Consider the following 20705-nt stretch of genomic DNA (forward strand, 5'->3'; position numbering starts at 1 on the left):
TCAGGGTCTGATCGGTGCGACACCAGGTCGCACCTGCCGGTACAGCCCCTGCCGGGGCCACTGCATTCCCGCCGGGGCCGCCGTCCCCCGGACGCGGCGGATCAGCGCGCCGCGCCGTCCTCCCTGGACGCCCCGTGCGGGCCGGCCGGCCTGGTCTCCGTGGCCGGCCTGGTCTCCGTGGCGCCGCCGTCGTCCTCCGGCGACGTGACCGGCTCCCGGACGAGGTGGGCGCCCGTCTCGTCGGCGGTGATCTGCGCACGCGTCCCGTCGGGGAGGATCTCCGGCGACTTCCCGTCGAGCTGGTCCCGGGCGTAGCGGTAGGAGACGGCGATGAGCGCGGTCACCGGGACGGCGAGGAAGGCGCCGATGATGCCGGCCAGGCTGGCCCCCGCGGTGACGGCCAGGATGACCACGCCGGCGTGCAGGTTGAGCCCGCGGCCCTGCAGGATCGGCTGCAGCACGTTGCCCTCGAGCTGCTGCACGAGGATCACGATGCCCAGCACGATCAGCGCCGTCGTGAAGCCGCTGTCGACCAGCGCGATGAGCACCGCGAAGCCGCCGGCGACGAAGGCACCGATGATCGGGATGAACGCGCCGAAGAAGGTGAGCACGGCCAGTGGCAGGACCAGCGGCACGCCGAGGATCCACAGCCCCAGGGCGATGAAGAAGGCGTCGGCGAACCCGACGATGGCCTGCTGGCGGATGAACTCCGAGAGCGTCGACCACGTCTTGTAGGACAGCGCGGCCACGTGCGGGGCGGCGGGCGGGCCGGTCTGGGCGGCCAGCCACGGCACCCAGCGGGGACCGTCCTTCAGGAAGAAGAAGGTCAGCACGAGCGCCAGGACCAGGTTGATCAGCAGGCCGCCGATCGCCGTGGCGCCGGTGACGGCGTACTGCGCGATGTTCTGCGCGTTGCCCTGGATCGAGTCGATCGCCTGGTCGACGGCGCCGCCGATCTGCTCCTGACCGAGGTTGAACGGCGGGCCGGTGAGCCACTCCTGCAGCTGCTGCAGGCCGACGCTGACGCCGGCGGCGAGCTCCTCGACCTGGCCCACGACCGGCGGTGCGATGAGCGCGATGATGCCGCCGAAGGCGGCGAGGAACGCGATCAGGACGGTGATCGCGGCGAGCGCCGCCGGCCAGCCGTGGTTGCGGAGGAAGCGCGTGGGCGGCCACAGCACCGTGGTGAACAGCAGCCCGAGGACGACGGGGAGCAGGACCACCCACAGCTTCCCGATGACGTAGCCGATGACGATCAGCCCGCCGACGACGAGCAGCAGCTCGGCCGAGGCGATGGCCAGCGACCGGCTCGCCCGCTGGAGGCGCTGCCCGCGCAGGTTGGTCGGTGCCGGTGCGTGCGTCGCGGGCCGGACGCCGGGCTCCGGCGTCGGCTGGTCGGGCTCGACGTCGGCCGTCTCGTCCGGTGACGGGTCGGTGCGACCGGGCAGGCGGATCCTCATGCTGCGATCTCAGCACAGATGCGGGAACAGGACCGGGCGGGAAACGATCATCACACCCGCGTCGTAGCGTTCGGTCCATGCCGAAGATCGCGACCGCCGACCGGGTCGACCGGGACGCCCTGCTGGAGTTCCTCCGCCCACGGCACCGCGCGGTGCTGGTGACCCGCCGGCGCGGAGGAGCCGTGCAGCTGTCCCCGGTGACCTGCGGGATCGACGCCGAGGGGCGGGTCGTCGTGTCGACCTACCCGCAGCGGGCCAAGGTGACCAACGCCCGCCGGGACGCCGCGGTGTCGCTGTGCGTGCTCTCCGACGAGTGGGACGGCCCCTGGGTGCAGCTCGACGGCGAGGCGGAGGTGCTCGACCTGCCCGACGCCCTCGAGCCGCTGGTCGACTACTACCGCGCGATCAGCGGGGAGCACCCGGACTGGGACGAGTACCGCGCGGCGATGACGCGGCAGGGGAAGTCCCTGCTGCGGATCACCGTGACCGGGTGGGGGCCCGTCGCCACCGGCGGCTTCCCCGCGGACGTGGCCGACAAGCTCTGAGCCTTGCTCTTGCTCAGGAAAGCTGTCAAACTTGCCTGATGCCGTTCGTGCTGACCGTCGACCAGCGTGCCAGCCGACGTGGGCCCGACCGGGTGGCCGACGTCCTCGCCGAGTTGAACGCCGAGGTCCGCGCCGTCCTGGCGTTCGAGCGGACGGCGGGTGACGAGTTCCAGGGAGTGCTGGCCACGCCCGAGGCCGCCGTGGACGTCGCGCTGCGCCTGGTCCGCCTCGGCGGCTGGAGCATCGGCATCGGCGCGGGCGCCGTCCAGGCCCCGCTGCCGGCGAGCACCCGGGCCGCGGCCGGGCCGGCGTTCCTGTGCGCCCGGCGCGCCGTCGACGCGGCGAAGCAGCGGCCGGTGAGGCTGGCCGTGCGCGGCGCGGTGGCCCCCGACGCCGCGGACGCGCAGGCCGTCCTGGGGGCGCTGGCGGTGCTGGTGGGGCGGCGCAGCGAGCAGGCGTGGGAGGCGATCGAGCTGGTCGAGGACGGACGGACGCAGGCCGAGGCCGCGACGGCCCTGGGCATCACCCGGCAGGCGGTGGGGCAGCGGCTGGCCGCCGCGTCCTGGGAGCTGGAGCGCGAGCTGCGACCGACGGCGGCCCGGCTGCTGGGCAGGGCCGCCGGATGACGACCGCGGTGCTGGTGCTGCTCGGGCTGGTCGCCGTCGCCGGCCTCGCCTTCGTCGTCCGGGGCGAACGGCCGGGGGTGGCGGTCGGCGCCGTGGCGCTGGCGGCGGCGCTGGCCGTCGCCGGCGGGTTCGCCTGGGCGGGGGAGGGGGGCGCCGGGCTCGTGCAGGCCGGGGCCGTCCTCGCGGTGCTGGCGGCCGTCACCGGCGGCGGCCCGGTGGCGACGGCGGTGCTGCACGCCGCCGATCCGGCGGCCGCCGGAGTGTCCGGCGGTCCGCAGGATCCCGACATCCTCCGCGGCGGTGCCTGGATCGGGGTGCTGGAGCGCGGCGCGATCGCCGGCACGCTGCTGGCCGACTGGCCCGAGGGGCTCGCGGTCGTGCTCGCGGTGAAGGGGCTGGGCCGGTTCTCCGAGCTGCGCACCCCGGCGGCGGCCGAGCGGTTCATCGTGGGCACGCTGGCCAGCGGGCTGTGGGCCGCGGCGTGCGTCGGCGTCGCCGTGCTGCTCCGCGGCTGACCGCACACCGAGCGGGGGGATCCCGGGGCGGCCACACTGGCCGGCGACCGCTCTCGTCCTCCGGAGGTCCCGTGCCCGAGACGCCCACCACCGGTGCCGCCCGCACCCCGCACCCGCTGACCGGCTGCTGAGCCGGGAGCCCGTCGACGTGTGCCACGACCACGACAGCCGTCCACCCGCCCCACCGCGCAGCGGGCCGGTGGGGGAACGCGCCACCACCACGCTCACCGCGGCCGACGGCACCGCCTTCTCGGCCGCCACCGCGCTGCCCGAGGGCGCCGCGCGCACGGGCGTGGTGATCCTCCCCGACATCCGTGGGCTGCACCCCTACTACGTCGCGCTGGCCGAGCGGTTCGCCGAGGCCGGCGTGGCCGCGGTCGCGCTCGACTGGTTCGGGCGCACCGCCGGGGTGTGCGCGGACGGTGTCCGGCCCGAGGACTTCGACTGGCAGTCGCACATCCCGCGCACCACGCCGGAGGGGGTCGACGCCGACGTCACCGCCGCGGTCGCGCACCTCCGGGAGCGGGCCGGCGCCGGACTGCCGGTGGTCGCGGTCGGCTTCTGCTTCGGCGGCAGCCACGCGTGGCGGCTGGCCGGCGGCGGTCCCGACCTCGCCGGCTGCGTCGGCTTCTACGGCCGGCCGGAACTGGTGGGCGACGCCGCCGACCGGGCCGCCCGGCCCACGGTCATGGTGATCGCCGGGGCCGACACGGCGACGCCGGTGGCGGAGCAGTTGGCCCTGGCCGAGCGGATGCGCGCGGCCGGGGGCGAGGTGGACGCCGTCGTCTACGACGGGGCGCCGCACTCCTTCTTCGACCGGGCCTCCGCGGACTGGGCCGACGCCTGCCGCGACGCCTGGGAGCACGTGCTTGCCCTCACCGACCGCGTCGGCGAGCAGCGACCCGGGTGAGCCGCCCGTCGCCGGGCGGGAGCAGGAGCCGTGAGCGGCCGTCCGCGCGCGGCCAGCCGGTGCCGCCGTTCCCGGCCCGGCTGGCGGCGGTCTCCTACGCTGTTGCCGTGAGCGGCCAGCCGATCGATCCCGGAGTCATCGAACTCGCCGGGCGGGTCTTCGACCTGGCCCGCGGCGGGCACACCGACGAGCTGGCGGCCTACGTCGACGCCGGCGTCCCGGTGAACCTGACCAACGACAAGGGCGACACCCTGCTCATCCTCGCCGCCTACCACGGGCACGCCGGCACGGTGGGCGCGCTGCTGGACCGCGGTGCGGACCACGCCCGCGCGAACGACCGCGGCCAGACCGCGCTCGCCGCCGCGGTCTTCAAGCAGTCCGAGGAGACGGTGCGGCGGCTGCTGGACGCCGGTGCCGACCCCGACGGCGGCGGCCCGAGCGCCCGGGCGACCGCGGCGTTCTTCGACCTGCCGGCCATGACCGCGATGCTGGACGCCCGCGGCTGACCAACGCGCCGCGCGGTGGCGCGGCGGGAACCAGGCGCGACCGAGGGGGAGGGCATGGCGGCACGACAGGACCTGCCGACGTCCGGCCCGCTGCCGCTGCCCGGGGCGGAGCAGCCGGCCGGTGCCGACCGCGCCCCCGACCCGCCCGCCGGTGCCGACCGCGCTCCCGACCTGCCCGCCGGTGCCGACCGCGCTCCCGACCTGCCCGCCGGTGCCGACCGCGCTCCCGACCCGCCCGCCCGGGCCGACCCGCCTGCCGCGGCCGACGGCGGCGAGCCGGCGGTGCTGGCGCCGTCCTCCGGGCTGCCGCGCTGGCTGCTGCTCCTCGGCGGGGCGGCCGCCGCCACGATCGCCATCGCCGGGCTGCAGGCCATCGCCTGGCTGGTGGCGCCGGTGTTCCTGGCCCTGGTCGTCGTGATCGCGCTGGCTCCCGTGCAGAGCTGGCTGCGCCGGATCGGCGCGCCGGGATGGCTGGCCGCCACGGTGCTGCTGCTGCTCGTGTGGGCGGTGCTGCTCGCCTTCGTCGCGCTGCTGGTCGCCTCGGTCGCCCAGTTCGCCGCGCTGCTGCCCGACTACGCCGGGCGCGCCGAGCTCCTGATCAACGACGTCGTCGCCGACCTGAACAGCCGGGGCATCGTCTCCGGCCAGCTCTCCGACCTCGTCGAGCAGATCGACTACGGCTCGCTGGTGGGCCTCGCCACCGACCTGCTCAGCCGGCTCACCGACGCGGCCACCACGCTGCTGCTCCTGCTGTCGGCGCTGGTCTTCATGGCGATCGAGAGCAGCGGCTTCAGCCGGCGGATGGCGCTGATCGGCGCCGAGCGCCCGCACCTGCCCGTGGCGATGACCCTCTTCACCCGCGGCACCCGGAGCTACCTGCTGGTCAGCACGGTGTTCGGCGCGATCGTCGCGATCGGCGACACCATCGCCCTGGCGTGGCTCGAGGTCCCGGCCGCCCCGCTGTGGGGGCTGCTGGCCTTCATCACCAACTACGTGCCCAACATCGGCTTCCTGCTGGGCGTGGCGCCCCCGGCGGTGCTGGGCCTGCTCGCCGGCGGGTGGGGCGAGCTGATCGCGATCATCGTCGTCTACTCGCTGCTGAACTTCGTCGTGCAGACGCTCATCCAGCCCCGCTTCGTCGGCGACTCGGTGGGCCTGTCCATGACCGTCACCTTCCTGGCGCTGCTGTTCTGGGGCTGGGTGCTCGGCGCCCTCGGCGCCCTGCTCGCCATCCCGCTCACGTTGCTCGTCAAGGCCCTGCTCGTCGACGTCGACCCGCGCGGCCACTGGCTCGACGCGCTGCTGCGCGAGGAACCCCGGGCGCCCCGCACCATGCGGGCGCGCCGGCGGATGGACGCCCGCCGCGCCACGCTAGCGTCGATGCGGCGGCTGCACCACCACCCGCACCGCCGGTCCGGGTCGGCCGGGGAGGGGGCGGGCCGGGATCCGGCGGCGGAGGAGACCACGAGCAGCCCGGCGGGGCTGGCCTGAGCGGGCAGGAGCTGGTCGTGCTGGCCGGTCTGCAGGGCAGCGGGAAGACCACCTGGACCGCGCGCACCCTGGCCGGGACCCACGCCGTGGTCAGCAAGGACCACTGGCCCAACGCCCGGCGGCGCGAGGCGCGCCAGCAGCGGGTCGTCGCCGAGCTGCTGGCCGAGGGGCGCAGCGTCGTCGTCGACAACACCCATCCCTCGCCGGCGGAGCGCGCTCCGCTCGTCGCGCTCGCCCGGGCGGCCGGGGTGCCGGTGCGGGCGGTGTGGCTGGACACCCCGCTGGAGGTCTGCCTGGCCCGCAACGCCGCGCGCGAGGGTCGCGCGCGGGTCCCGCTGCCCGGTCTGCTCGGCACCCGCGCGCGGTTCGTGCCGCCGTCCACCGAGGAGGGGTTCGACCGGGTCGACGTCGTCCCGGGCGGCCCCTGACCGGCGCGGGCACGACGCCCGCCGGACCTTGTGACGGGCGCCTCGACCGGCGGCCGTAACGTGTCGGGCGCAGCTCGCCGCGCGCCGGGGCCTCCGCCCCGGTGACCGCAGGCATCCGAGACGAAGGGAACTCTCATGAGCGAGGCAGGCACCACGGGCGCGTCCCGCGTAGCCATCGTGACCGGCGCGGCCCGCGGCATCGGCGCGGCGACCGCCCAGCGGCTGGCGCAGGACGGCTTCGCCGTCGCCGTCCTGGACCTGGACGAGGGCCAGGCCAAGGGCACCGTCGAGGCGATCGAGGCCGCCGGCGGCCGGGCGCTGGCCGTCGGCGCCGACGTCAGCGACTCCGCCCAGGTGGAGGCCGCCGTCGAGCGGATCGCCACCGAGCTCGGCGCGCCGACCGTACTGGTCAACAACGCCGGTGTGCTCCGGGACAACATGCTGTTCAAGATGTCGGACTCCGACTGGGACATCGTGATGAACGTGCACCTCAAGGGCGCGTTCCTGATGACCCGTGCCGCGCAGAAGCACATGATCGACCAGAAGTGGGGCCGGATCGTCAACCTGTCCAGCACCTCGGCGCTGGGCAACCGCGGCCAGGCCAACTACTCGACGGCGAAGGCGGGCCTGCAGGGCTTCACCAAGACCCTCGCCATCGAGCTGGGCAAGTTCGGCGTCACCGCCAACGCCATCGCCCCGGGCTTCATCGAGACCGAGATGACCAAGGCGACCGCCGACCGCATGGGCATCCCGTTCGACGACTTCATCAAGGGCGCGGCCTCGCAGATCCCGGTGGCCCGCACGGGCAAGCCGGAGGACATCGCCCACCTGGTGTCCTTCTTCGTCAGCGAGGGGGCCGGGTTCGTGTCCGGCCAGGTGGTCTACGCCGCCGGCGGCCCGAAGGCCTGAGCAACCGGAACCGTCCCCGCCGGGACGGAACCGCCCCGCGGGGCCGGGCAGCCACAGCGGCTGCCCGGCCCCGCGCCGTCTCCCCGGACACTTGGGGCGCGCGGCGCGAGCGCCGCCGGGTGACTGGTTGCACACCGAGCAAGATTGCACAGTGTGCACAACGGTGCTGGAGTAGGTCCGTGACCGAGCCGGGCCTGCGCGAGCGCAAGAAGCAGGACACCCGCGCCGCGCTCGCCGCGGCGACCCTGGAGCTGGCGGTCGAGCACGGCCTGGCCGCGGTCACCGTCGAGCAGATCGCCGCGCGGGCCGGTGTCTCCTACCGGACGTTCTTCAACTACTTCTCCGCCAAGGAGGAGGCGCTGCTGCGGCCCACCGGCAGCGGGGGCAGCACGTTCGCCGCCCACCTGCTGGCCCAGGACCCGTCGCTGGCGCCGCTCGCCGCCGCGCGGGCCGCCCTGCACCAGGAGCTGGCCGCGCTCGAGGACGACCGCGCCGCCTGGCACCTCCGGCTCACCGTGATCGCCCGGGACGAGACGCTCCTCCCGCGGCTGGTGGAGCTGGGCGCTACGAACGAGCGGGAGATGGCCGCCGCCATCGCCACCCGCACCGGGCAGGACCCCGAGCGGGACCTGTACCCGGCACTGCTCGGCGCCGTCCTCGGCTGCGCCGTCCGCGTCACGCTGGCGCGCTGGCACCGCCTGGAGGGGCGGGCACCGCTCCTGCGGCTGCTCGACGACGCCCTCGACGCCCTCGCGGCCGGGCTGCCCGACCCGCACTCCCCGAGCTGAGCCGCGGGCACGGTGCCGCCGTGCCCGCCCCCGTCGATCGACCTTTTCCCCGAGGAGAACCGTGTCCACCACTGCCGAGCCCGCCGCGACCGCGGCCGAACCGGGTGGGACGGCGCTCGCGCCGATGTCCCAGCGCGAAGTCCTGCAGGCGCTGTCCGGCCTGTTCATGGGCATGTTCGTGGCCATCCTGGCCGCGACGATCGTGTCCAACGCCCTGCCGGTCATCATCCCCGAGATCGGTGGCAGCCAGTCGGTCTACACCTGGGTGGTCACCGCCGAGCTGCTCGCGATGACGGCCACCGTGCCGCTCTGGGGGAAGCTGGCCGACCTCTTCAGCCAGAAGCTGCTGCTGCAGCTGTCCTTCACCCTGTTCGTGGTGGGCTCGCTGCTGGCTGGGTTCTCGCAGGACACCACGATGCTGATCGTCGCCCGGGCGCTGCAGGGCATGGGCGCCGGTGGCCTCACCGCGCTGGTGCAGATCGTGATGGCGGCGATGATCCCGCCGCGCGAGCTCGGCCGGTACGCCGGCGTCTTCGGGGCCATCTTCGCGGTCGCGACCGTCGGTGGGCCGCTCATCGGCGGCGTCATCGTGGACACCTCGTGGCTGGGCTGGCGCTGGTGCTTCCTGCTCGGCGTGCCGTTCACGCTGCTGGCGATGGTGCTGGTCCAGCGGACGCTCAAGCTGCCCGTGGTCGCGCGCCGCGAGGCCTCGATCGACTGGCTCGGCGCCCTGCTGCTCACCAGCGGCGTGAGCCTGCTGCTGGTCTGGGTCACCTTCGCCGGCAACCGGTTCGACTGGGTCTCCACCGAGACCGCGCTGATGGTCGGTGGCACGGTGGTGCTGCTCGGCCTCGCCGTGCTGGTCGAGTCGCGGGTGGCCGAGCCGATCATCCCGCTGGGCATCTTCCGCAGCCGGACGGTGACCTTGTCCGTCGTCGCCAGCGCCCTGGTCGGCGTCGCGATGTTCGGCGGCACGGTGTTCCTGGCGCAGTACCTGCAGATCTCGCAGGGCTACTCGCCGACCGAGGCCGGCATGCTGACCCTGCCGCTGGTCGGTGGCCTGCTGGTGTCCTCGACGGTCGCCGGCGCGCTGATCACCAAGACCGGCCGCTGGAAGGGCTGGCTGGTCGGCGGCGCGGTCCTCATGACGATCGGCTTCGCGCTGTTCTCGACCATCGACGCCGGCACCTCGCCGTGGCTGCTCGGCGTCTTCATGGTGGTCCTGGGCGCCGGCGTCGGCGCGCTGATGCAGAACCTGGTGCTGGCCGCACAGAACGACGTCCCGGCGCAGGAGCTCGGAGCGGCCACCTCGGTGGTCTCCTTCTTCCGCAGCCTCGGCGGGACCATCGGCGTCAGCGCGCTCGGCGCCCTGCTGGCCGGGCGGGTGACCGAGGACCTCAGCGTCCTCGGCACCGCGGGCGGATCCGAGGCGGGGGCGGTCCCCGACGTCTCGGTGCTGCCCGAGCCGGTGCGCGCGCTGGTGGAGAACGCCTACGGCGACGCGACCGCCGAGCTGTTCCTCATGGCCACGCCGCTCGCGGCGCTCGCGCTGGTCACCGTGCTGTTCATCAAGGAGCGGGCGCTCAAGACGACGTCGGGCAGCCAGCGCCTGGCCGAGGAGCAGCAGACCTCCCCCACCCCGCACTGACCCCTGGCCGGCGACGATCAGCTGACCTGATCGACGCGCGTCCTCCCGCACCGTCCACCGCGCGGGAGGACGCGCGGCGGTGGGGGTGGACGCGCCGCGGTGCGAGGGCACGCGTCACGGTGCGGCTCCGGACCACCGGGCCAGGCATAGCGGAGCGGCGCGGACCGTTGCACGGGGCGTGACTCGCACGTCTCTCCGCTTCGCCGTCCTCGGCGACTCCCTCGCCTTCGGCACCGGGGCCGCACGCCCCGCCGACGCCCTCGGACCGCGGCTGACCCGCGCGCTGGCCGACGACGGGTTCGACGTCGACCTGCACGTCCTCGCCGTCCCGGGTGCCGTCTCGGCCGGGTTGGCCGACCAGGTGCGCCGCGCCCTGCCGCTGGCGGCCGACCTCGCCGTCGTCGTCATCGGCGCCAACGACCTCGCCCGCTTCGTGCCGCCGGAGCAGGCCGCGGCCGCGCTCTCGGCCGCGGTGACCGCGCTGCGGGCCGCCGGTACCGACGTCGTGGTCGTCCCGGCGCCGGACATGTCGATGGTGCCGTTCGTGCCGCCCGCGCTGCGCGCGCTGGTCCGCGGCGCCTGCGCGCTGCTCCAGCAGCGGCAGTCGCAGGTGGCCACCACCGGCGGCGCCACGGTGGCGCCGGTCGCGGCCGAGGTGGCGACCGCCTTTTCGGCCGACCCGGCGCTGTTCTCCGCCGACCGGTTCCACCCGTCCTCGGCCGGCTACGCGCGCATCGCCGAGGTGCTCCTGCCCTACGTGCTGGCCGCGGCCCGCGCCCGGCGGGACGACGCCGCGGCCTGACGTCAGGCCGGCGCCGGGGCGCGCACCAGCCGGGCCGACAGCGGCTCCACGAATCGGGTGAGCACCGGCCCGGTCACCGCGAGCACGAGCACGTACCCCGTGGCCACCGGGCCCACGGCGGAGAGCCCGGCGGAGACCGCCAGCCCGGCGATCACGATGGAGAACTCCCCGCGGGCCACCAGCGCGGTGCCGGCGCGCAGCCGGCCCGGCACGGCGACCCCGTCCCGCTTCGCGGCGAACCAGCCGGTGCCGATCTTCGTGACCGTGGTGACCGCGGCCAGCGCCAGCGCGGCGGGCAGCACCGGCAGGATGGCCCCCGGGTCGGTGGCCAGGCCGAAGGCCACGAAGAACGTGGCGGCGAACAGGTCGCGCAGCGGGCCCAGGATCGCCCGGGCGCGCTCGGCGAAGGATGCCGGCAGCGCCAGCCCGACCAGGAACGCGCCGACCGCGGCCGAAGCACCCATGGCCTGCGCCAGGCCAGCCACCAGCAGGGTCAGCCCGATCAGCCGGAGCATCACCTGCTCGTCGTCGTCGTGGGTGAGCAGCCGGCCCAGCCGGTGCCCGTGCCGCTGCGCGGCCAGGAGCACCAGCAGCACCGCCCCCACGGCCAGCGCGATGCCGCCGGCCGCCTGCGCCGGCCCCTCGCCGGCCAGGGCGACCACGAGCAGCGGCAGGAAGAGGGCCATCGCCAGGTCCTCGAGCACCAGCACCGAGAGCACCGCCGGGGTCTCCCGGTTGGCCAGCCGCCCCAGGTCGCCGAGCAGCCGCGCGATGATGCCCGACGACGAGATGTAGGTGACCCCGCCGAGCGCGAGCGCCCCCTGCCAGGGCAGCCCCAGGAGCAGCCCGGCGACGAAGCCGGGCGGGCCGTTGAGCACCAGGTCCACCAGCCCCGACGGCGCGTGCCGGCGGAACGACGCGAACAGCTCGGTGGCGGAGAACTCCAGCCCGAGGGTCAGCAGCAGGAGGACGACGCCGATCTCCGCGGCCGCCGCCAGGAACGGCGCGGCGTTCTCCACCGGGACCAGCCCGCCCTCGCCCAGCGCCAGCGCGGCCAGCAGGATGAACGGGATGGGGGAGAGGCCCAGGCGCCGGGCCAGCAGCCCGAGCGCGGAGAGGCCGAGGAAGAGCAGCCCCAGCTCGACCAGCAGGGCGGCGACGTGGTCCACCGCGGGCCTAGGCCTGGCCGGAGAGCCGTCGTTCCAGCTGCTCCAGCCCAGCCGCCGACCCGATCGCGACGAGCACGTCGCCGGCGAACAGCGGGTCGCCGGGGGCCGGGGACGGGACGACGTCGGCGCCGCGGACGATGGCGACCACCGAGCAGCCGGTCAGCGTGCGGGCGCGGGTGTCGCCCAGGGTCCGGCCGGCGAAGGGGGAGCCGTCCCGGACGGTGATCCGGGCCGACTCCAACCCCGGCACCTCGCGGGAGAGGTCGGCGAACCGCTGGGTCAGCCGGGGGGCGCCCAGCACCTCGGCGACGGCGTCGACCTCCTCGGGGTCGAGGCGGAACGTCTCCCGCGCCTGGTCGGGGTCGCGCCGGTCGAACACGGCGATCTCGGCGCCGCCCTCGCGCTGGACGACGATGCCGAGCAGCTGACCCGACCGGGTCCGCAGCTGGTACCGGACGCCGACACCGGGCAGCAGGGTCTCCTCGAGCTCCACGTCCGGCATCGTCGCAGACCCGCCGTCAGTCCAGCCGCTCCGCCAGCAGCTCGGCGAGGTGCCGGCCGCGCCGCCCGGCCAGCTGGTCGAGCTGGGTCCGGCAGGAGAACCCGTCGGCCAGCACGACGGCGTCGTCGGACAGGTCCCGGACGGCGGGCAGCAGCTGCTGCTCGGCGACCGCCACCGACACGTCGTGGTGCCCGCGCTCGACCCCCCAGTTGCCGGCCAGGCCGCAGCAGCCCCCCAGCCGGGTCACCGTGGCGCCGGCCCGCTGCAGGAGGCGGGCGTCGGCCGCCCAGCCCAGCACCGACGTGTGGTGGCAGTGCGGCTGCGCGACGATCTCGACCCCGGCCAGCGACGGCGGGGCCCAGCCCGGGGTGTCGCGGAGCAGCTCGGCCAGCGTGCGGGTCGCGGCGGCCACCTGCTCCGCCTCCGCCCCGCCGACCAGCTCCAGCGCCTCGCTGCGGAGCACGGCCGTGCACGAGGGCTCGATGCCGACGACGGGCACCCCCGCGGCGGCCAGCGGGGCCAGGGCGCGCACGGTGTCCCCGAGGATGCGCTTGGCGGCGTCGAGCTGCCCGGTGGTGATCCAGGTCAGCCCGCAGCAGGTGTCGGCGCCGGGCACCTCGACGCGGTAGCCGGCGGCCGCCAGCACGCGGGCCGTGGCGACGGCGACCTCGGGGGCGAAGTGGTCGGTGAACGAGTCCACCCACAGCGCCACCCGCGGGCCGCCGTCCGCGCCGGACTGCCCGGTGGCGGCCCACTGCTGGCGGAAGGTGCGCGGCGCGAAGGCCGGCACCTCGCGCCGCTGGTCCATCCCCGCGCCCCACTTCGCCAGCCGCCCGCCCAGCTTCGAGCCGAGGACGCCGTTCACCAGCCGCGGCGCGCGGGCGGCGAGGTCGGCCCAGCGCGGCAGCCAGCCGAGCGTGTAGTGGGGACGGGGCCGCAGCCGGCGCCGGTAGGACTGGTGCAGCACCTCGGCCTTGTAGGACGCCATGTCGACGCCGGTCGGGCAGTCGGACGAGCAGCCCTTGCAGGACAGGCACAGGTCCAGCGCCTCGTGCACCTCCGCTGCCCGCCAGTCCTTCACCGGGCCGCCGGGCGCGAGCATCTCCTGCAGCACGCGGGCCCGGCCGCGGGTGGTGTCCTTCTCGTCCCGCGTCGCCGGCCAGGACGGGCACATGACGCCGCCGGAGGACTGCAGGTCGGCCCGGCACTTGCCGACGCCGGTGCAGCGGTGCACCGCCGCGGAGAAGTCCCCTCCGTCGTGCCGGTAGGCCAGCGCGAGGCCCTCCCGCAGGCGCGGGGCGGCCGCCACCCGCACGTCGTCCTCGACGGGCACCGGCCGCACGAGCACCCCGGGGTTGAGCACGTCGTCCGGGTCGAAGACCGCCTTCACCCGCTCGAAGAGCGACAGCGCGGCGGGGGAGTACATGTGCGGCAGCAGCGCGCTGCGCGCCCGGCCGTCCCCGTGCTCGCCGGAGAGCGACCCGCCGTAGCCGGCGACCAGCCGGGCGGCGTCCTCGACGAACGCCCGGTAGGCGCCGCGCCCGCCGTCGTCACCGGTCCCGAAGGGGAAGTCGATGCGCACGTGCACGCAGCCGTCGCCGAAGTGCCCGTAGGGCACGCCCTGCAGCCCGTGGCCGTCGAGCAGCGCCTCGAACCCGCGCAGATAGTCGCCGAGCCGCTCCACCGGGACGGCGGCGTCCTCCCAGCCGGCGTGCGCCGGGCGGCCGTCGGAGGTGCGCGCGGCCAGTCCGGCGCCGTCCTCGCGGATCCGCCAGATCGCCGCGGCCTCCGCCGGGTCGGTGACGACGAGCGAGTCCAGGGCGCCGGCGTCGGCCAGCACGCCGCGGGCCTTGTCCTGCACCTCGGCCACCGTGTCGCCGGTCAGCTCCACGATCAGCCAGCCGTCGCCGCGCGGCAGGTCCGGCACGACCGCGGCCGGCACGTCCCGCAGCCGCTGCACGATCCGCTGGTCGAGCCCCTCGACCGCGGTCGGCTCGTGGGGGAGCAGCCCGGGGGTGGCGTCGGCGGCGTCGGCCATCGTGGGGTAACCGAGCACCACCAGCCCGCGGACCGGCGCGTCGGTGACCAGCCGCACCGTCGCGCCCAGGACCACGGCCAGGGTGCCCTCGCTGCCGACGAGCGCCCGGGCGACGTCGAAGCCGCGCTCGGGCAGCAGGTGCTCCAGCGAGTAGCCCGACACCTGCCGGCCGAACCGGCCGAACTCGGTGCGGATCGTCGCGAGCTCCGCGCCGACCAGGCGGTGCAGGTCGGCCAGGACGCCGGTGCGGGGCGTGGTGCCCGGGCCGACCGTCAGGCGCTGCCCGGTGCCGGTGACCACGTCGAGGGCCACGACGTTGTCCGACGTGCGGCCGTAGCCGAGCGCCCGGGATCCGCACGCGTTGTTGCCGATCATCCCGCCGACCGTGCAGCGGTTGTGGGTGCTGGGGTCGGGGCCGAAGCGCAGGCCGTGCGGGCGGACGGCCGTCTGCAGCGCGGCCTGGACCACGCCGGGGTCCACCGTGGCGGTCCCGGCCCCGGGGTCGACGGCGCGCACCCGGGAGAGGTACCTGCTGGTGTCCAGGACGACGCCGGCGCCCACCGCGTTGCCGGCGATCGAGGTGCCGGCGCCGCGCGGGGTCAGCGGCACCCCGAGGGACCGGCAGACCTCCAGGGCGGCCACGATCTCGTCGGGGTCGCGCGGTCGGACCACCGCGCGGGGCAGGACCCGGTACAGGGACGCGTCGGAGGAGTAGAGGGCCCGGGCGAGCCCGGAGTCGTCGACGTCGCCGATGCCCGCCCGGCGCAGCTCCGCGGCGACCGCCCGGCCGTCGTCGGTGCGCGTCGTCGGGTTCGCGGCCGGTGCGCTCATGCCGCCGAGTCTGGTACCCGACGCTGACGCGGGCGCGCCCGGGTCCGGGACGGGGAACGGCCGTGGCCGGGCACCCCCGTGCCCGGCCACGGCCGGCGGACGTTGCGGGAGGTCAGGAGGTCGGCGGCTCGTCCTCGCCCGACTCCTCGGCCTCGTCGGCCTCCTCCTTGGTCTTGTGCACCGCGCCGTCGGCGTGCTCGGGCGGGCCGTAGACCGTGTAGAGCACCAGCGGGTTCTCGCCGGTGTTGAGGAAGTTGTGCTTCGTGCCGGCCGGGACCACGACCAGGTCGCCCTGCGCGACGTTCTTCTCGCTGCCGGAGATGACGGCCTTACCGATGCCGCTGACGAAGGTGAGGATCTGGTCGATGTCCTCGTGCGTCTCCTCGCCGATCTCCCCACCCGGCGGGATGGTCATGATCACCAGCTGGGTGTTCTTGCCGGTCCAGAGCACCCGGCGGAAATCGGGGCTCTTCTCGGCCTCGGTGGCGATCGTGTAGTGGATGACGGACGCCATGGACGGCGCTCCTCTCGTCTCGGGGCAGGGGGTGCGGTCGCGCCCGCCGTGGGAGCGGCCGGACCGGCGACGCCGGTGCTCCTGCCCTGTTCGCCCCGGGAGTAGTCGTGCCCGCCCGGCGGGGTGGATCACGCTCCCGGGGTGGCGACCGCACCCTCGCCGGCGCCGACCGGGACCGGCCGGCCGTGGCGCAGCCGGACCCGCCCGGTGACGACGAGGGCTCCCGCGACGAGCATCGCCGTGCCCGCCAGGGCCTCGACGACGGCGGCCTCCGCGGCGACCAGCCAGGCCCACCGACCGGGCCCGGGAGCACCGTCCCGCAGAGGACGCCGGGCAGCGCGCCGGAGCCCTCGGCCAGGGCTGCGCCGTCGACCAGCGGGCCGTCGGCGAAGAGCAGGCGGGCCCCGATGGCCACGGCCACGGCGAGGGCATGGGCCAGCCAGGCGGTCCGCCGTCGGGCGAGCACCTGCAGGCGGTTCCGCAGGCTGTCGACGAGCAGCTGCCCGAGGAGCCCGAGGCCCACCAGCGCCGTCCAGGAGAGGGGCGCGACGGCCGCGACGACCCGGGCCACGGCACCCTGCGGTACCGCACCTGGCGAACCAGGGACGGCGCTCCGGAACTAGGAGCGGCGCTCCAGCAGTCCCACCACCGTCGCCGTGGCGACGTCGACGTCCTCGGGCAGCCGGACGGTCTCGCCGCGCTCCACCCGCGCGAGCATCAGCTCGTTGATGCCGCCCACCGCGGCGAGCACCAGCGCCCGGTCGACCGGGCGCACCTCGCCGGGGAGCTGCTGCGCGAGCCCGCCGGCCACCTCGCAGAGGAGGTCGACGTACCGGTCGACCACCTGCCGGCGCAGCGCCCGGGCCCGGGGGCCGGCCGCCTGCACCTCCACCAGCGCCGCCCAGGCGACCGCGGGCCCCGTGGCGAGCGTCTCCAGGTAGGCGCCGATGCCCGCGTGCAGCCGGGCGCGCCAGGGCAGCCCGGCGGCGTGCGCCTCCTCCTGCGCCCGGCGCACGGTCCCGAGCACCTTTTCGTTCGCCCGGGTGTAGAGCTCGAGGAGGCAGTCCTCCTTGTCGCGGAAGTGGGCGTACACGATCGTCTTCGACACCCGGCCCTCGCGTGCGATGTCGGAGATCGTGGTGGCCCGGTAGCCCTTCTCCGCCATGCAGGTGGCGAGCGCCCACAGGATCCGGCCGCGGCGGTGTCCGTCGTCCACGGTCGGGTCGTCGCTGGGGTCGAGCAGCGTGTGCATCGACCGCCGATCCTAGGCGGGCCGGGCCCGGCTGTGACGCAACTCATCGGCCATGGCGGAAGCGTCGGGGGGCGGCGGACGTCGTTCCTCGGTGACCTCCGTGCCCGTGACCCGACCGCCGGCCCGCGCCTACGCGATGTGGTTGGTCGGGCTGCTGGCGTACGCGGTCGCGGTCTTCCACCGGTCCTCGCTCGGGGTGGCCGCGGTGGAGGCGCAGGAGCGGTTCTCGGCCGGGGCGTCGGCCGTCTCCCTGTTCCTCGTGCTGCAGCTGGCCGTCTACGCGGCGCTGCAGGTCCCGGTGGGGGTGGCGCTGGACCGGTTCGGGTCCCGCCGGATGATCCTCGCCGGTGCGGTGACGATGGCGGCGGGGCAGCTCGTCCTCGCGCTCGCCGGTGACGTGCCCACGGCCGTCGCCGCCCGGGTCCTGGTGGGCGCGGGCGACGCGATGACCTTCATCAGCGTGCTGCGCATCGTCGCGTTCTGGTTCCCCGGGACGTCGGCGCCGCTGATCACCCAGCTGACCGGCATCCTCGGCCAGATCGGTTCGATCGCCGCGGCCTACCCGCTGGTCGCCCTGCTGCACGTGACCTCGTGGACGGCGACCTTCCTCGGGGCCGCCGCGACCGGCGTGCTGGTCGCCGTCCTCGTGCTGACGGCGCTGCGCGACGCCCCGCCCGGCACCCCGCGGCCGGTCCCGCCGCCGGTGGCCGAGCTGCGCCGCGGCCTGGTCGACACCTGGCGGGAGCCCGGCACGCGGATCGGCCTCTACACGCACCTGGTCACCCAGTTCTCCGGCACGGTGTTCGCCCTGCTGTGGGGCTATCCGTTCCTGGTCGTCGGCCAGGACCGCGCGCCCGGGACGGCGGCCGGGTTGCTCACCCTCCTGGTGCTGGTCGGCATGGGTGTCGGGCCGGTGCTGGGCAAGCTGTGCGCGCGCTGGCCGCTGCGCCGGTCGGTGCTCGTCTTCGGCATCCTGACCGCCACGGCCACCGTCTGGACCGTCGTCCTGCTGTGGCCGGGTCGCGCCCCGCTGTGGCTGCTGGTCCTGCTCGTGGTGGTGCTCGGCACCAACGGTCCCGGCTCGATGATCGGCTTCGACTACGCCCGCACGGAGAACCCGGTGGAGCGGCAGGGCAGCGCCAGCGGCGTGGTCAACGTCGGCGGGTTCGTCGCCTCCCTCCTGACGATCCTGGCCGTGGGGGCGGTCCTGGACCTGCTGACCCCCGGCGCCTCCACCGACTACGACCTGGACGCGTTCCGGGCGGCGTTCGCGGTGCAGTACCTGTTCTGGGCGATCGGCCTGGCCGGCGTCGTCCGGCACCGCCGGGAGCTGCGCTCGCGGCTGGCCCGGGACGGCGTCGTCCTGGTGCCGCTGCACGCCGCCGTCCGGGTACGGCTGCGCGGGGCCGGGGGAGCCGCCGAGCGGTCGCGCCCGGGGCGCGACCGGAACCGCCGGTCCCGGAGCCGGTAGCGTCCGCCGTCCGCGAGGGGTTCCGACTTCGGTGGGTGCGACCAGTTTCGACCAGGCGCGCAGGGACTGGACGACCCTGGGTGCGGGGGACCCCCTCTGAACCGTGCACGGCTGGCCCGGCTCCGCCTGCCGACCACGTGGGACCGCGTCCCGGACTTCGGGTGCGGCGCCGGCCGGCTGAGCCAGGCCCTCGCGGAGCGGCGGTGCACGGGGCGGAGGCCGTCGACGCCGCCGCCGTCGACGCGCCGGAGACGCACTGGCAGGCGCGGCGCTACGTCATCCGGCGCCCGCCCGCCGCCTGATGAGGGGCCGGCCGCCTCGTGGCCGGGTGTCCTCCGCGCGTCCGGCGGTTGCCGCCTGCACCGGGTCCGGGCACGATGCGGCCAGCGAACGAGCCGGTCGAGGGGGGTGCCGTGGACGTCGTGGTCGGTCTCGACTCGGGGACGACGGCGACGAAGGCGGTGACGGCCGGTTCCGACGGGCGGGTCCGGGACGTCGTCAGCGTGGCCTATCCGCTGCTGGTGCCGGCGCCGGGCCGGGCGGAGCTGGACGCGGGGACCCTGGCCGCCGCAGCGGTGGAGGCGCTCGGCGAGGTCGCCGCCCGCGCCCGGGAGCGCGGTGACAGCGTCGTCGCCGTCACCCTGAGCGCCGCGATGCACGGCCTGGTGCCCCTCGACCGGGACGGGCGGCCGCTGGGGCCCGTGGTGACCTGGGCCGACGACCGCGCCGCGCAGTGGGCGCAGGCACTGGTCGCCGACGGCCGGGCGCCGGACCTGCACGCCCGGACCGGCACCCCGGTGCACGCGATGTCCCCCCTGGTGAAGCTGTCGTGGGAACGGGCGCAGGACGCCGACCGGCTGGCCGGGGTGCCGCGGTGGGGCGGGGTCAAGGAGCTCGTGGTGGCCGCCCTGTGCGGCGGGCCGCACGTGGTGGACCGCTCCTGCGCGTCGGCGACCGGGCTGTACGACATCCGCGCCGGGCGCTGGGACGAGGAGGCGATGCAGATCGCCGGGGTGCGCACCGGCCAGCTGGGGGAGGTGCTGCCCACGACGGCGGTGCTGCCCGGGCTGCGGCCGGAGGTGGCGACGGCGACCGGCCTGCCGGCCGGGCTGCCGGTGGTGATCGGCGCCTCCGACGGGGTGCTGGCCAACCTCGGCGTGGGTGCGGTGCGCCCCGACGTCGCCGCGGTGTCGCTCGGGACGAGCGGGGCGATGCGGGTCGTCGTCCCCGCCCCGACGGTCGACCCCGGCCGGCGGCTGTTCTGCTACGCGCTGACCGACGACGCCTGGGTGGTGGGCGGCGCCATCAACAACGGCGGATCGGTCGTGCGGTGGGCCGCGCAGGCCCTGGCCGCCGGTCTGGAGGGCGGGCCCGATCCGGAGGGGGAGGCGGCCGACGAGCTCGATGCCCGGCTGCTGGCCGAGGCCGGGTCCGTGCCGGTGGGCAGCGCCGGGCTGATCTGCCTGCCCTACCTGCTCGGCGAGCGGGCGCCGTGGTGGCGGTCGGGGATGCGCGGGGCCTACCTCGGGCTGCGCCGCGAGCACCGCCGGCCGCACCTCGTGCGCGCCGCGGTGGAGGGCGTGTGCCAGCAGCTGGCGCTGGTGCGCGACGCGTTCGCCGCCACCGACGTGCCGGTGCGGGAGGTGCGGGCGACCGGCGGCGCGGTCGCCTCCCCGCTGTGGATCCGGACGCTGGCGGCGGCCCTGGACCTGCCGGTGCGCGTCGCCGACTCACCCGAGGGCACCGGGCTGGGCGCGTGCCTGCTCGGCTGGCACGCCCTCGGCGAGCTGCCCGACCTGGACGCGGCCACCTCACTGGTCGCCGTCCACGACCCCGTGCTGCCCGATCCGGACGCCGTCGCCGTCTACCGGGGGCTGCGTCCGCTCGTCGACCGGTCCACGGAGGCCCTGGTCGACGTCCTCACCACCCTCGATGCCCTGGGTGACGCCTCGAACCGACCGACCTGATCCCTGGAGGAGCCATGCCAGACGTCGAACCGGCGTTGGGTGCCGGACCGCTGCTGCTGATCGCCGCGGCCGCGGTCGGCATCCTGCTGTTCCTCATCATGAAGGTCAAGCTGCACGCCTTCCTGGCGCTGGTCCTGGTCAGCCTGGGGGTGGCGCTGGCGGCTCGGGTGCCGCTGGAGGACGTGGTCACCACGATGACCACCGGCTTCGGGGGGGGGGGGGGGGGGGGGGGGGGGGGGGGGGGGGGGGGGGGGGGGGGGGGGGGGGGGGGGGGGGGGGGGGGGGGGGGGGCCGGGGGGGGCGCCCTCCCGCTAAAGACTTTTGGCGGCCAAC

At 75.9% G+C, this 20705-nt stretch carries 20 protein-coding genes; 14 read left to right on the plus strand and 6 right to left on the minus strand.

Annotated elements, in window-relative coordinates; translation table 11 throughout:
* Nucleotides 1-101: 101 nt before the first annotated feature.
* Nucleotides 102-1460: an AI-2E family transporter gene (locus ACI790_RS16925; protein WP_456570955.1), complete on the minus strand. Its 1359-nt coding sequence runs from the start codon at nucleotides 1458-1460 to the stop codon at nucleotides 102-104.
* A gap of 77 nt (nucleotides 1461-1537) precedes the next feature.
* On the opposite strand from ACI790_RS16925, the gene ACI790_RS16930 reads away from it, so the two are divergent.
* From ACI790_RS16930 to ACI790_RS16980, 11 genes are all read left to right on the plus strand, one after another.
* Nucleotides 1538-2005 (plus strand): PPOX class F420-dependent oxidoreductase, encoded by a 468-nt coding sequence (locus ACI790_RS16930; RefSeq protein ID WP_456570956.1) that lies wholly within the window; start codon nucleotides 1538-1540, stop codon nucleotides 2003-2005.
* A 38-nt stretch (nucleotides 2006-2043) separates the two neighbouring features.
* Nucleotides 2044-2631 carry a hypothetical protein gene (locus ACI790_RS16935; protein ID WP_456570957.1) on the plus strand — a complete coding sequence of 196 codons (588 nt, stop codon included), beginning with the start codon at nucleotides 2044-2046 and terminating at the stop codon, nucleotides 2629-2631.
* Nucleotides 2628-3146, plus strand: coding sequence for a hypothetical protein (locus tag ACI790_RS16940; protein WP_456570958.1), 519 nt, complete (start codon nucleotides 2628-2630; stop codon nucleotides 3144-3146). The genes ACI790_RS16935 and ACI790_RS16940 overlap by 4 nt, the downstream gene beginning before the upstream one ends.
* A 199-nt stretch (nucleotides 3147-3345) precedes the next feature.
* Nucleotides 3346-4056 (plus strand): dienelactone hydrolase family protein, encoded by a 711-nt coding sequence (locus ACI790_RS16945; protein WP_456570959.1) that lies wholly within the window; start codon nucleotides 3346-3348, stop codon nucleotides 4054-4056.
* A 107-nt stretch (nucleotides 4057-4163) separates the two neighbouring features.
* Nucleotides 4164-4562: an ankyrin repeat domain-containing protein gene (locus ACI790_RS16950; protein ID WP_456570960.1), complete on the plus strand. Its 399-nt coding sequence runs from the start codon at nucleotides 4164-4166 to the stop codon at nucleotides 4560-4562.
* A gap of 54 nt (nucleotides 4563-4616) precedes the next feature.
* Complete coding sequence (locus ACI790_RS16955) at nucleotides 4617-6053, plus strand: AI-2E family transporter (RefSeq protein WP_456570961.1); 1437 nt, start codon at nucleotides 4617-4619, stop codon at nucleotides 6051-6053.
* A gap of 17 nt (nucleotides 6054-6070) precedes the next feature.
* Nucleotides 6071-6481, plus strand: a complete 411-nt coding sequence (locus ACI790_RS16960) for an AAA family ATPase (protein WP_456570962.1) — start codon at nucleotides 6071-6073, stop codon at nucleotides 6479-6481.
* Nucleotides 6482-6616: 135 nt separating this feature from the next.
* Nucleotides 6617-7390 carry a 3-oxoacyl-ACP reductase FabG gene (gene fabG / locus ACI790_RS16965; RefSeq protein ID WP_456570963.1) on the plus strand — a complete coding sequence of 258 codons (774 nt, stop codon included), beginning with the start codon at nucleotides 6617-6619 and terminating at the stop codon, nucleotides 7388-7390.
* A gap of 179 nt (nucleotides 7391-7569) precedes the next feature.
* Nucleotides 7570-8178, plus strand: coding sequence for a TetR/AcrR family transcriptional regulator (locus tag ACI790_RS16970; protein WP_456570964.1), 609 nt, complete (start codon nucleotides 7570-7572; stop codon nucleotides 8176-8178).
* Nucleotides 8179-8239: 61 nt separating this feature from the next.
* A complete protein-coding gene (locus ACI790_RS16975) occupies nucleotides 8240-9826 on the plus strand; it encodes an MDR family MFS transporter (RefSeq protein WP_456570965.1) in 1587 nt (528 codons plus the stop codon).
* Between the two features lie 178 nt (nucleotides 9827-10004).
* Nucleotides 10005-10628, plus strand: coding sequence for an SGNH/GDSL hydrolase family protein (locus tag ACI790_RS16980; RefSeq protein WP_456570966.1), 624 nt, complete (start codon nucleotides 10005-10007; stop codon nucleotides 10626-10628).
* A gap of 2 nt (nucleotides 10629-10630) precedes the next feature.
* Here the strand turns inward: ACI790_RS16980 and ACI790_RS16985 are convergent, their stop codons facing one another.
* The 5 genes from ACI790_RS16985 to ACI790_RS17005 all read right to left on the minus strand — a co-directional run bounded on the left by ACI790_RS16985 (nucleotide 10631) and on the right by ACI790_RS17005 (nucleotide 16934).
* The gene (locus ACI790_RS16985) at nucleotides 10631-11797 is read right to left on the minus strand and encodes a cation:proton antiporter (protein ID WP_456570967.1); all 1167 of its coding nucleotides are present in this window, start codon (nucleotides 11795-11797) and stop codon (nucleotides 10631-10633) included.
* A 7-nt stretch (nucleotides 11798-11804) separates the two neighbouring features.
* Nucleotides 11805-12290 carry a cation:proton antiporter regulatory subunit gene (locus tag ACI790_RS16990; protein ID WP_456570968.1) on the minus strand — a complete coding sequence of 162 codons (486 nt, stop codon included), beginning with the start codon at nucleotides 12288-12290 and terminating at the stop codon, nucleotides 11805-11807.
* 25 nt (nucleotides 12291-12315) lie between these two features.
* Nucleotides 12316-15168 (minus strand): FAD-binding and (Fe-S)-binding domain-containing protein, encoded by a 2853-nt coding sequence (locus ACI790_RS16995; RefSeq protein ID WP_456570969.1) that lies wholly within the window; start codon nucleotides 15166-15168, stop codon nucleotides 12316-12318.
* 112 nt (nucleotides 15169-15280) lie between these two features.
* Nucleotides 15281-15682, minus strand: a complete 402-nt coding sequence (locus tag ACI790_RS17000) for a cupin domain-containing protein (RefSeq protein ID WP_456570970.1) — start codon at nucleotides 15680-15682, stop codon at nucleotides 15281-15283.
* A gap of 619 nt (nucleotides 15683-16301) precedes the next feature.
* Nucleotides 16302-16934 carry a TetR/AcrR family transcriptional regulator gene (locus tag ACI790_RS17005; protein ID WP_456570971.1) on the minus strand — a complete coding sequence of 211 codons (633 nt, stop codon included), beginning with the start codon at nucleotides 16932-16934 and terminating at the stop codon, nucleotides 16302-16304.
* Nucleotides 16935-17040: 106 nt separating this feature from the next.
* Between ACI790_RS17005 and ACI790_RS17010 the strand changes: the two genes are divergently transcribed.
* The 3 genes from ACI790_RS17010 to ACI790_RS17020 all read left to right on the plus strand — a co-directional run.
* Nucleotides 17041-18405, plus strand: coding sequence for an MFS transporter (locus tag ACI790_RS17010; protein WP_456570972.1), 1365 nt, complete (start codon nucleotides 17041-17043; stop codon nucleotides 18403-18405).
* A 413-nt stretch (nucleotides 18406-18818) separates the two neighbouring features.
* Entirely contained in the window at nucleotides 18819-20372 is a 1554-nt protein-coding gene (locus tag ACI790_RS17015; protein WP_456570973.1) for a gluconokinase, read from the plus strand.
* Nucleotides 20373-20386: 14 nt separating this feature from the next.
* Nucleotides 20387-20705: GntT/GntP/DsdX family permease (locus ACI790_RS17020; RefSeq protein ID WP_456570974.1), on the plus strand; the 319-nt coding region annotated here is incomplete at its 3' end.

The organism is Blastococcus sp. SYSU DS0539, from assembly GCF_054050855.1.

Bases quoted from the DNA above. Each gene is read 5' to 3' on its own strand.
- ACI790_RS16925 (WP_456570955.1), bottom strand. From the start codon at position 1,460: ATGAGGATCCGCCTGCCCGGTCGCACCGACCCGTCACCGGACGAGACG.
- ACI790_RS16930 (WP_456570956.1), top strand. From the start codon at position 1,538: ATGCCGAAGATCGCGACCGCCGACCGGGTCGACCGGGACGCCCTGCTG.
- ACI790_RS16935 (WP_456570957.1), top strand. From the start codon at position 2,044: ATGCCGTTCGTGCTGACCGTCGACCAGCGTGCCAGCCGACGTGGGCCC.
- ACI790_RS16940 (WP_456570958.1), top strand. From the start codon at position 2,628: ATGACGACCGCGGTGCTGGTGCTGCTCGGGCTGGTCGCCGTCGCCGGC.
- ACI790_RS16955 (WP_456570961.1), top strand. From the start codon at position 4,617: ATGGCGGCACGACAGGACCTGCCGACGTCCGGCCCGCTGCCGCTGCCC.
- fabG (WP_456570963.1), top strand. From the start codon at position 6,617: ATGAGCGAGGCAGGCACCACGGGCGCGTCCCGCGTAGCCATCGTGACC.
- ACI790_RS16995 (WP_456570969.1), bottom strand. From the start codon at position 15,168: ATGAGCGCACCGGCCGCGAACCCGACGACGCGCACCGACGACGGCCGG.
- ACI790_RS17000 (WP_456570970.1), bottom strand. From the start codon at position 15,682: ATGGCGTCCGTCATCCACTACACGATCGCCACCGAGGCCGAGAAGAGC.
- ACI790_RS17005 (WP_456570971.1), bottom strand. From the start codon at position 16,934: ATGCACACGCTGCTCGACCCCAGCGACGACCCGACCGTGGACGACGGA.